Source organism: Asticcacaulis sp. (genome assembly GCF_020217185.1).
Lineage (GTDB): Bacteria > Pseudomonadota > Alphaproteobacteria > Caulobacterales > Caulobacteraceae > Asticcacaulis.
Map to the genome: position 1 here is coordinate 1 of NZ_JAIWNX010000175.1, position 10,000 is coordinate 10,000.

Annotated in this window: 9 protein-coding genes and 1 pseudogene; 6 read left to right on the forward strand and 4 right to left on the reverse strand. The window is 62.0% G+C overall.

The genetic code is table 11. The features are described 5' to 3' along the window. Together LDL37_RS08615 and LDL37_RS08620 are read right to left on the reverse strand one after the other, a co-directional pair. Positions 1-237: pseudogene (locus tag LDL37_RS08615) on the reverse strand (penicillin-binding protein 1A); the annotation flags it as partial. A gap of 205 nt (positions 238-442) precedes the next feature. Next, positions 443-1,675: an N-acetylmuramoyl-L-alanine amidase gene (locus LDL37_RS08620; RefSeq protein ID WP_290796791.1), complete on the reverse strand. Its 1,233-nt coding sequence runs from the start codon at positions 1,673-1,675 to the stop codon at positions 443-445. Positions 1,676-2,301: 626 nt separating this feature from the next. Between LDL37_RS08620 and LDL37_RS08625 the strand changes: the two genes are divergently transcribed. From LDL37_RS08625 to LDL37_RS08640, 4 genes are all read left to right on the forward strand, one after another. After that, a complete protein-coding gene (locus tag LDL37_RS08625) occupies positions 2,302-4,998 on the forward strand; it encodes a ribonuclease E/G (protein WP_290796794.1) in 2,697 nt (898 codons plus the stop codon). Between the two features lie 242 nt (positions 4,999-5,240). Then, positions 5,241-6,644: a M48 family metalloprotease gene (locus LDL37_RS08630; RefSeq protein WP_290796797.1), complete on the forward strand. Its 1,404-nt coding sequence runs from the start codon at positions 5,241-5,243 to the stop codon at positions 6,642-6,644. 12 nt (positions 6,645-6,656) lie between these two features. Next, the gene (locus LDL37_RS08635) at positions 6,657-7,457 is read left to right on the forward strand and encodes a thioredoxin domain-containing protein (protein WP_290796800.1); all 801 of its coding nucleotides are present in this window, start codon (positions 6,657-6,659) and stop codon (positions 7,455-7,457) included. Between the two features lie 127 nt (positions 7,458-7,584). Beyond that, positions 7,585-8,214 (forward strand): hypothetical protein, encoded by a 630-nt coding sequence (locus tag LDL37_RS08640; RefSeq protein WP_290796803.1) that lies wholly within the window; start codon positions 7,585-7,587, stop codon positions 8,212-8,214. 7 nt (positions 8,215-8,221) lie between these two features. On the opposite strand, the gene LDL37_RS08645 is transcribed toward LDL37_RS08640, so the two are convergent. Then, the gene (locus tag LDL37_RS08645; RefSeq protein ID WP_126423929.1) at positions 8,222-9,016 is read right to left on the reverse strand and encodes a thiazole synthase; all 795 of its coding nucleotides are present in this window, start codon (positions 9,014-9,016) and stop codon (positions 8,222-8,224) included. A gap of 207 nt (positions 9,017-9,223) precedes the next feature. Between LDL37_RS08645 and LDL37_RS08650 the strand changes: the two genes are divergently transcribed. Continuing rightward, a complete protein-coding gene (locus LDL37_RS08650; protein ID WP_290796806.1) occupies positions 9,224-9,454 on the forward strand; it encodes an AbrB/MazE/SpoVT family DNA-binding domain-containing protein in 231 nt (76 codons plus the stop codon). Next, positions 9,444-9,854, forward strand: coding sequence for a PIN domain-containing protein (locus LDL37_RS08655; protein WP_290796808.1), 411 nt, complete (start codon positions 9,444-9,446; stop codon positions 9,852-9,854). Before LDL37_RS08650 ends, LDL37_RS08655 begins: the two co-directional genes overlap by 11 nt. Positions 9,855-9,909: 55 nt before the next feature. Here LDL37_RS08655 and LDL37_RS16450 read toward each other — a convergent pair whose 3' ends face one another. Further along, on the reverse strand, positions 9,910-9,993 hold the full coding sequence (locus LDL37_RS16450; RefSeq protein WP_366509230.1) for a hypothetical protein: 84 nt from the start codon (positions 9,991-9,993) through the stop codon (positions 9,910-9,912). Positions 9,994-10,000: the final 7 nt, after the last annotated feature.

Consider the following 10,000-nt stretch of genomic DNA (forward strand, 5'->3'; position numbering starts at 1 on the left):
GCGGTTATAGGGGATAAAGATACGGCGTTCCTGCGCGAACTCACCGATCAGCGTGCCGTCCCAGGCAAACAGGCGCGTCGAGGTGGGCGGGCGATAATCGACGATTTCATTGCCGTCGGGCAGGTCGTGGAACAGCCATGCGGCATAGATGGCGATAGCGAAGCCAGCGATGGCCACCATCGACATCAGCACCACCCCCGCCATGGCGAACCAACGCTCAGTGGACTTCACAAACACCCTCCGTCACCGCGACGCGGTTCCGTTACGAAGAGCGTCCGCATCATATTGCGTCGTGTGTATCAAAGCCCGCCCCTCGCGCAAAGCCCTGATCACGGTCATATCCGGCTTATTGCGGGCAAATGCGGCTTATTGGCGACGCTTTACCGCACGCAAAAAGCCCCGCCGAAACGGCAGGGCTTTAGAGGCAAAGGGTTTTGCGGGATCAGCGGGCGACAAACCCGAACGAGGCGTAACGCACATCATTGGCGAAATACTGGTCGATCGCCTTGACCAGTTGCGCGGCCATTCGGTTGCGATCCCCCGAATCGTTCAGACGCGCCTCGTCCTCAGGGTTGGTGATGAAGCCCATCTCCAGCAGCACGGCGGGGACATCGGCGGCCAGCAGGACCACAAACCCGGCCTGACGGTGGCTGCCCTTGAGCAGGGGCACTGTGCCGTCCATATTGTCGAGCATCAGTTCGGCAAAGGTGGCCGAACGGTTCTTGGTGGCGCGCTGAGTCAGGTCGATCAGGATGCGCCCGACCGTCTTGTCCGTTGCGCCCGTCGGTAAAGCCCAGTCGCCGCGGTTCATGGCGTTGCGCGCCGCCCGTTCGGTGCCGGAATCCGACAGGGTATAGATCGACGCCCCCTTGGTGGCCGTATTCGGCCCGGAATCGGAGTGCAGCGAAATAAACAGGTCGGCATTGGCGTTGCGGGCGATGCGCACGCGGGCGACCTTATCGACATAGACGTCGGAGTCGCGCGTCATGATGACCTTATAGCGACCTGTGGCTTCCAGTTTGGCTTTCAGCGCCTTGGCGGCCGCCAGATTGACGTCCTTCTCCCATGAAGACGCGCCACGCGCACCGGGATCGTGCCCGCCGTGACCGGCATCGACGACAATGATCTTCTTACCCGTGCGCGGCTTGTCAGCCGCTTCGGTGCGCAAGGCAGGGGGTATGGGCGCGGTATGGGCCACGGTCTTGGCAGCGACCGTCTGCGGCGCAGGCGCGTCAGCGGCAACCACGTCGATCACGTAGCGATAGGTGCTGATCCCATCGGCCGGCGGCAGCAGGAAACGGCGTGCAATACGGGCATCGCGGCTGAAATCGAGGCGCAGACGGGTCATGCCGGCCGTCGTATCCAGCTTCCAGCCCTTGACAAGCCCCTGCCCCTGCCCGCTCAGCGCCGCGCCGACGTCGATACCGGACAGGCCCAGAACGGCGCGCTGCTGGTCTTCCTCGCGACTGAGGAGTTCCCCCTTGGCCGAGGATTGCAGGTCGATGACCAGTCGCGTCTGGTTCGGCGCGCCGCCCAGGCGCACATTGACCACATCACCGCTGGAGGCCGCTTCGACCGGGGTAATGTCTGCGGTCGCAATCACGATGGCACCCGCCATCAGGGCGGCCAGCCATAGCTGACCATTGCCGGCCAAACGCCACGCACGTCGGATCATTCACCCGCTCCACCAAAACACCGTGGACACCTTTCTGGTGCCGCTGCTTTTGCATTGTGACAGAATGGATACACGATGCGGGTAGCGATCTCGTTAACAACAAAAATAATTGCGTGCTTTTCTTTTGCGCCGCCTTGTTGCATATTCGCCTCGTCCGTGCACGGCGTCTTCGTCAGACCTTGTCTTATAAACGATTCTGACAGACGTTTGTGTCCGTTGCCGGTGTCTGGCCTGCGAGATTTTGAAGGTCGCACGCGCCCCACACCGGACCAAACACCTCCTTGAAGAGGCACTGCCCGTTCCTGTGCGACCGGTCAGACCGTCTTCCGGCGACATAGTCCGTCACAGGATAAATCGCCACCCGAATGAAATTCACCGGCGCGTCCGCCAAAGGGGCCTCTATCGGCACCGGGACGCTTCGGCCAAAGCGTACTAAGGTTTACAACACCCTATGGGCTGTGCCGCTCATTTGAACAGGCTCCGGACTTCTGCCGCTCCGCGCACCTCGCGCGCCGGACCGGGCCTTTGCGCACGCCTTTCACCCCAAATCAGTCAGCGCCCCCTGTCACCGCCCGGCCCTGTGTCCGGCGCGGCGTCCAGGCGTGCGCGCTGCGGAGATCGCGTTAATGTCGAAAACCATGTTAATCGACGCGACGCACGCGGAAGAGACCCGCGTCGTCGTTCTGAACGGCTCAAAAGTTGAGGAATTCGATTTTGAAAGCCACGCCCGCAAGCAATTGCGCGGCAACATCTATCTCGCCAAGGTCACCCGCGTAGAGCCCTCGCTTCAGGCGGCCTTCGTTGAATATGGCGGTAATCGTCACGGCTTTCTGGCCTTCAACGAAATCCACCCGGACTATTATCAGATACCGGTCGCCGACCGTGAAAAGCTGATGGCCGAACTGGCGGCACAGGCTGCCGCTAATGGCCACGACGACGCCGAAGACGAGGATCACGAAGACGATGGCGACGACCTGCCTGACGAGGAGCGCCGCCTGCGCGCCCACCTGATCAAGCGCTACAAGATTCAGGAAGTCATCAAACGTCGTCAGATCCTGCTGGTGCAGGTGGTCAAGGAAGAACGCGGCAATAAGGGCGCGGCGCTCACCACCTATCTGTCGCTGGCCGGACGCTACTGCGTGCTGATGCCCAATACGGCACGCGGCGGCGGCATCAGCCGCAAGATCACCAACGGAGCCGACCGCAAGCGGCTTAAGGCCGTGGCGCAATCGCTCGACGTGCCGCAGGGCATGGGCCTGATCGTGCGCACGGCGGGGGCCAAGCGCACCAAGCAGGAGATCAAGCGCGACTACGACTACCTGCTGCGCGTCTGGGAAAACATCCGCGAAACGACTCTGCGTTCCAACGCCCCGGCGCTGATCTATGAGGAGGAAGACCTCGTCAAGCGCGCCATCCGCGACCTGTTCGACAAGGATTTCGATAACGTTCAGGTCGAGGGCGTCGAAGGCTACAAGTCCGCCAAGGACTTTATGCGCATGATCATGCCGTCGCAGGCGAAGAAGATCCAGCTCTATAATGGCGGGATGCCTTTGTTTGCGCGCCACGGCATAGACGACATCCTCAACCGTATCTATTCGCCGGTCGTGCCGCTGCGTTCGGGCGGCTATCTGGTCATCAACCAGACCGAGGCCCTGGTCGCCATCGACGTCAACTCCGGTAAATCGACCAAGGAGCGCAATATCGAGGCGACGGCGCTCAAGACCAATCTTGAGGCTGCCGAAGAGGCCGCGCGTCAGATGCGTCTGCGCGATCTGGCCGGTCTGGTGGTCATCGACTTCATCGACATGGATGAGTCGAAGAACAACCGCGCCGTCGAAAAGAAGCTCAAGGACGCCCTCAGCGAAGACCGCGCCCGTATCCAGATGGGCAAGATTTCGGGCTTCGGCCTGATGGAGATCAGCCGTCAGCGCCGCCGCACCGGCTTCCTCGAAGGCACGACGGTCATCTGTCCCCACTGCGAAGGCATGGGCCGCGTCCGTTCGACCGACTCCTCGGCGCTGGCGGCCATGCGCGCCATCGACCTTGAGGCCATGACCAATGGCGCGGGCGCCATCACCATCAAGCTGCCGCAGGCCGTGGCCCTGTATATCCTCAACGAAAAACAGGTGCATCTGGCCAAGCTGCGCCTCGAATGGGGTCTGAAGGTCAATGTCGAGATCGACTCCGACCTGAACCATGCCGAATTCGAGATCGTGCGCACCGTGCACGCCGACGAGGTGGAGTTCACGCCGCCCGTTCGCCCCGATCCGATCATCGACCTTGGCCCCGACCCGGACTACGATGAGGACGAGGACGAAGACGTCATCGCCATCGACGAAGAGGCCATCGAGCGCGAAGACACGGACGATGATGAAGCTTCTGAGCGCGCCGAAGCACGTGAGGACCGCGATGACCGTCGGGGCCGCCGCCGCCGTCGCCGCCGGGGCCGTCAGGACAACGAACCGCGCGTCGAAGCGGAAACGACGGAGGCCGAGGCCAGCGACTCCGAGGCCGACAGCGAAGACGAGGATGGCGACGAGGACGGCGATTTCCGCCGCAACCGTCGTCGTCGTCGCGGCCGCCGCGGTGGCCGTCGCAACGGACCCGACGCCCGTCCGCGCGAAGCCTATGCCTGGGTGCGCGCCCGCACGCCGTCGCTGGAAGAGCCCTATGTGTGGATCGACCCGTTCGACGAATCACAGGGCAAGCGCGCGCCGCAACCGGGCGAAACGCCGGACGGTTTCGATGTGATCGAAGTGGCCGCCGAAACACCGGCGATCGCGGCAGATGCGCCCGAAGCGACCTCGGTGCTGGGGGCTGCCACTCAGGCCCCGACCTCTCTGGTGCCCGAAGACCTGCGCGATCAGCCCGCCCCCAAGGGCAAACGTCCGCCGCGCAAGCGCCGTGGCAAGGCCGAAGCCGAAGCGAGCGAAACGGTCGCGGTCGCCGCTGAGCCCGCCGTGCTGGAAACCGCGCCTGAGCCGGTCGCTGACGCCGTCCCGGAAGTGGTGGCCGAAGCCGTTGCGGAAGAGGTGGTCAAACCGGCGCGCAAGACCCGCTCACGCAAGAAGAAGACCGACGAACCGGTGGCCGAAGTCGCCGCAGAACCCGCACTGGCCGCCGAACCGGCGGTGATGGAAACGGCGGTGGAACCTGCGCCGATCGAAGCCGTCGTCGAAACCGCTCCGGAACCCGTCATTGCGGAACCGGTGCTGGAAAGCGAACCGATGGGCGGCAGCTTCGCCCCGACCGCGCCGGAGTCCGATCCGGCGGAAATCAACACCCCGCCCGCCAAGCCCAAGCGCGGCTGGTGGCGCCGATAAGAGCACAAGGCCCGCAATGTTAGAGCGGAATGACTTTGAACATAAGTCATTCCGCTCTAAGTTTTTGTTAGGTCGCGATGTTATCGCGGAAAACCGCTTCACACTTTTCCGCACATCGCTCTGGCGTTGCGGGCCTTTTGTTACCGCCAGCCCTCCGGCTTTTCCGGTTGTGTGGGGGCCTTAGATTTGTCACTGTTACCGCCCATATAAAGCTGAACGAAATCCGCGACAGAGACGTGCCTATGGTGTGGAACGGCCTTAAAAACAGAGCGTCTGGCTGGCTGAAGCCTCTGGCGGCGGCCTCGCTGATGACTCTGGCCGTCACGGGTCTTGCCCCCAAAGCGCAGGCGCAGACCGTCATCCGCGACACCGAGATCGAGCGTTTTTTGCATAAGGAGACGCGCGGTATTCTGACGGCATCGGGCCTCAATGCCGATCAGGTGCAGTTCCTGCTGATCGCCGATCAGTCGATCAACGCCTTTGCCACCTCGCGTCAGATCATCGGCCTCAATACCGGCATGATCGGCGAAGCCGAAACCCCAAATGAGCTGTTCGGCGTCATCGCCCACGAAGCCGGCCACCAGGCGGCCGGTCACACCGTGCGCTCCGACGAAATCTATCAGGCGGCCAAGGCCCCGATGGCCATTTCACTGGGGCTGGGGATTATCGCCATTCTCGCCGGGGCCGGAGATGCAGGCGTGGGCCTTTTGGGTTCATCGCAGACCTTCGGCACGCTGGGGGCGCTGCGCTATATGCAGACGCAGGAATCCGCCGCCGACATCGCGGGCGTCAAGGCGCTGGAGCGTGCGGGCATGTCCGGCCGCGGTCTGGTCGAATTTTTCGACAAGCTGCGCAATTACGAGACCTTTTCCAACGCCGAGCGTTATCAGTATTTCCGCACCCACCCCCTGTCGCGTGACCGTGTCGCCACGCTGCGCCGTCTGGTCGAGCAACAGCCGCACAAGGACGCGGTGGACTCACCGGAACTGATCGCCGAATTCAGCATCGTCAAGGCCAAGCTGTCGGGCTTCCTCGATCACCCGCAAAAGGTGTTCATGCGCTACCCCGAAAGCGACCGCTCCTACCCGGCCCGCTACGCCCACGTCATTGCGTGGTACAAGCAGACCGAGGTGAAGAAGGCGCTGGCCGAACTGGATCAGCTTCTGACCGAACAGCCGAACAACCCCTATCTGTGGGAACTGAAAGGGCAGATCTATTTCGAAACGGGCCAGACGGCGCTCTCCATCCCAGCACACCGCAAATCGGTGGAACTGCTGCCCGATGCGCCGCTGTTGATGGTCAATCTGGGGCAGGCCCTGATCGCCGCCGGCGGGGACGACAATCTGCGCGAAGGGATTGACCGGCTCAACGCCTCGCTGAAATACGAACCCGACAACAGCTTCGCCTGGAACCTGCTGGCGCAGGGCTATGACGGTCTGAAAATGCCGGGTCAGGCGCGTCTGGCCTCGGCCGAAGCCGAATTCTATCAGGGCAATATCCCGCAGGCCCGCACCTTCGCCGTGTGGTCGCAGAAAAACCTGCCCAAGGATTCCGTCGAATACCGCCGCGCCCGCGACATCGTCCTGACCACCTCCTCGCTCATGGGTATCGACCCGGTGGAGGAAGAAACCCGCCTTCGCCGCTGAGAAAGTTGATAAGTGACCGATACCCCCGAAACGCCGACGCCTGCACCCGAAACCAAAACAGAGACGCCCGCCCCCGCCCCGCGTGAGCCGCTGCTCAGCAAATCCAATCTGGCGCTGGCTCTGGCAACCGGGGCCTTTGTGCTGGCGTTAGCGCCGTACGTCCTGCCCAATATTCAGGGCCTGATCGTGCGCGGCGGCCTGATGACGCGGCCTGAAGTGCTGGTCGATGCCTCGACCGCGCTGCGTGAAAAGCAGGACGCCGAAACGCGCAAGAGCGTCGAAACCGCCATCAAGGCCAATGAAGGCTCAATCATCGCCGCCGATGATCCCATCCTTGGCAACCCGTCAGCCCCCATTACGATTATCGAATTCCACGACTATCTGTGTGGGGCCTGCCGCGCCAGTCACCCCAGCCTGCTGAGCTTCCTCAAGGCCAATCCCGACGTGCGCGTGGTGGTCAAGGAATATCCCATCATCGGTAAGGACAATTCGCGCGTTCTGGCCGCCCTCGCCCTCGCCGCGCGCGATACCGGCCACTACGCCGCTGTGCACAACGCCCTCTATAGCCACGAACTCAGCTCTCAGGCCGATGTCGATGCGGCCCTCACCGCCGCCGGGGTCAACCCGGCCGAATTGCACGCCAAGGCCCAGTCGCCCGCCATTCAGGCCAAGATCGAGGAAACCCTGCAACTGGGGTACAAGTTGGGTATCGCAGCGACTCCCAACTTCATCGTCGATGGCGTACTGGTCAATGGCGGCGATATTCCGCAGCTCCAGACTCTGGTGACGGCGGCGCGTCAGAAGGCCAAGTAAGAAAGAAGACGAAGTAAGCGAAAAGACGAAGTAAGCGAAAAGACTCTGGGGGCAGTTGCCCCCAGACCCCGGAGGGGGTTTCACGCGAATCTATCCTCGCGCGTTCAGCCTGTGTCATCATGGGCGCATGGATGTCCACTCAGAAAACAAGGCGGAACTGAGAGCGATGCTGGCTGAGCGTCGTGCTGCCTTGCGCGACTATGCCGACACGGTGCTGGGTCACGTGACCGCGCTGTCGAAACCGGAAACTGCGCTCGAAGCGGAGCGCACGGCCCGCGCCGTCATGGCGGCCGACAGCATGTTGTGTCAGCTCTTTGCCCCGCCGCCAGAGCCGAAATCCCTCAAGGCCGCTGCCCGCACCCTCGCTTCTGACGACGCGGAAGAGGCGAAACCGCAACGTTACGGTCTGAGAAGCTATACCATCGACGAAGAAGCGGCTCAGAAGCTGGCTCTGGAACGCGCCGAGGCCGAACTGAACCGTCAGGGTCACTACGAAACCCACCGTGGCGAAATGTTTGATAAGATCGTAACCATTGCCAAGGGGATGCACCTCGCCCTGTGGCGCGACGAAGGTTATGTCGAAGCCGATGTCACCAAGCTAATGAACCTGTGGGGTGAGTATTACAAACGCATCATCGAGGAGACGGGTCAGCCGCCGGACGTCGAACTGCGTCGCCATCCGGCCATCTTCGCCCCCGACTATCACCGGGAACATCTCGAAAGGCTGGAAAAGGGAGAGAGAGCCGTCCCGGGTTAAAGCTTCGTCAGATCAAACCGGCCAGCGGCGAGGACGGATCGGCATAGAGCTTCTTCGCCATCCGCCCGGCCAGATAGGCTTCGCGTCCCGCAATAACCGCGTGCTTCATGGCCACAGCCATACGGATCGGGTCCTTGGCTTCGGCAATAGCCGTGTTCATCAGGATGGCGTCGCAGCCCAGCTCCATGCCGACCGCCGCATCCGACGCGGTGCCTACGCCCGCATCGACCAGCACCGGCACCTTCGCGTTCTCGATAATGATGCGCAGCGTCACGCGATTCTGGATGCCGAGACCCGAACCGATGGGCGCGCCAAGGGGCATGATGGCGCACGCCCCGGCCTCTTCCAGCTTTTTGGCATAGACCGGATCGTCCGAACAATAGACCATGACGTCGAAGCCGTCCTTGACCAGCAGCTTCAGCGACCGCAGCGTCTCTTCCATGTCGGGATAGAGCGTCTTGGGGTCGGACAGGACCTCCAGCTTGACGAGGTTCCAGCCGCCGGCCTCACGCGCCAGACGCAGGGTGCGCACAGCATCCTCTCCGGTGAAACAGCCCGCCGTATTGGGCAGGTAGGTGAATTCGTCCTGTTTCACATAGTCCATCAGCATGGGCTGGTTCGGATCGGTCAGATTGACGCGCCGCACGGCTACGGTAACGATCTCCGCCCCCGACGCCCGCGCCGCCGCGGCGTTCTGGGCATAGTCCTTATACTTGCCAGTGCCGACAATCAGGCGCGAGGAAAACGTGCGCCCGGCTACGGTCCAGGTATCCGGTGAAAGGGCTGCGGTCGGTTCGGTCATAAGTATCGGTCCCGTATGAAACGCTTTGGCGTCTCTATAAGGCTTTCTGCGGGCAAAACCACCCCTTCACGCGCGGCAATCGCGCCATGAAATAAGTTGTGTTCGGACGAAGGCGCAGAAGGAAAGTTAGCCACGGATAAACACCTCTGTCCAATCGCCCCGATCAATGATATACATTTTCTCCAATATATATCCAGAGAGGCGGATATGCGGGTTTCCAGTTGGGGCAACAGTCTGGCGGTGCGTCTGCCCGCCGCTGTGGTCGAAGCCCTTGATCTGAAGGACGGCGACGAAATCGAAATCCATGTGCAGGACGCGCGGCACTTCGCTATTGCGCGTAAGCCCGACCGTGACGCCCTGATCGAACGCCTGCGCGGTTTTGCTGGTCGCCTGCCGGTCGATTTCAAATTCGATCGCGAAGATGTCAATGGCCGCTGAGCGGGCCTTCTTCGACACCAATGTGCTGGTCTATCTGCTGAAAGACGACACGCACAAGGGCGAGCGCTGCGCCGACCTGATGGCCGAAGGCGGCACGATCAGCGTACAGGTGCTGAACGAACTGCTCAGTGTCATCCGCCGCAAGACGGACCTGAGCTGGCCTGAAACCCTGCGCTTTCTGGAAACGCTGGAAGGGCTGTTCGAGATTACCGACGTGACGCAGGAGACCCACCGGCTTGGGCGGGGTCTGGCGGAACGCTATCGTCTGTCGGTCTATGATGCCCTGATTATTGCGGCCTCTCTCCTATCCGGGGCTAACGTACTTTATACTGAGGACATGCAGGACGGCGCCACCATCGAAGGCGTTCGCATCGTCAACCCATTCACGGGCAAGGTTTAACCATGGATAGACACGGATGGAGGCGGCATCCGTGTCTATTCGTGGTAAATACGACTCAATCCCCGCCGCCGACAAAGTGGACGATCTCAAAGCGGTCACCGGCTTCGATCGGTGTGGCGACATAGGCCGATTTGGGCACGATTTCG

Bases quoted from the DNA above. Each gene is read 5' to 3' on its own strand.
- LDL37_RS08620 (WP_290796791.1), bottom strand. From the start codon at position 1,675: ATGATCCGACGTGCGTGGCGTTTGGCCGGCAATGGTCAGCTATGGCTG.
- LDL37_RS08625 (WP_290796794.1), top strand. From the start codon at position 2,302: ATGTCGAAAACCATGTTAATCGACGCGACGCACGCGGAAGAGACCCGC.
- LDL37_RS08630 (WP_290796797.1), top strand. From the start codon at position 5,241: ATGGTGTGGAACGGCCTTAAAAACAGAGCGTCTGGCTGGCTGAAGCCT.
- LDL37_RS08640 (WP_290796803.1), top strand. From the start codon at position 7,585: ATGGATGTCCACTCAGAAAACAAGGCGGAACTGAGAGCGATGCTGGCT.
- LDL37_RS08645 (WP_126423929.1), bottom strand. From the start codon at position 9,016: ATGACCGAACCGACCGCAGCCCTTTCACCGGATACCTGGACCGTAGCC.
- LDL37_RS08650 (WP_290796806.1), top strand. From the start codon at position 9,224: ATGCGGGTTTCCAGTTGGGGCAACAGTCTGGCGGTGCGTCTGCCCGCC.
- LDL37_RS08655 (WP_290796808.1), top strand. From the start codon at position 9,444: ATGGCCGCTGAGCGGGCCTTCTTCGACACCAATGTGCTGGTCTATCTG.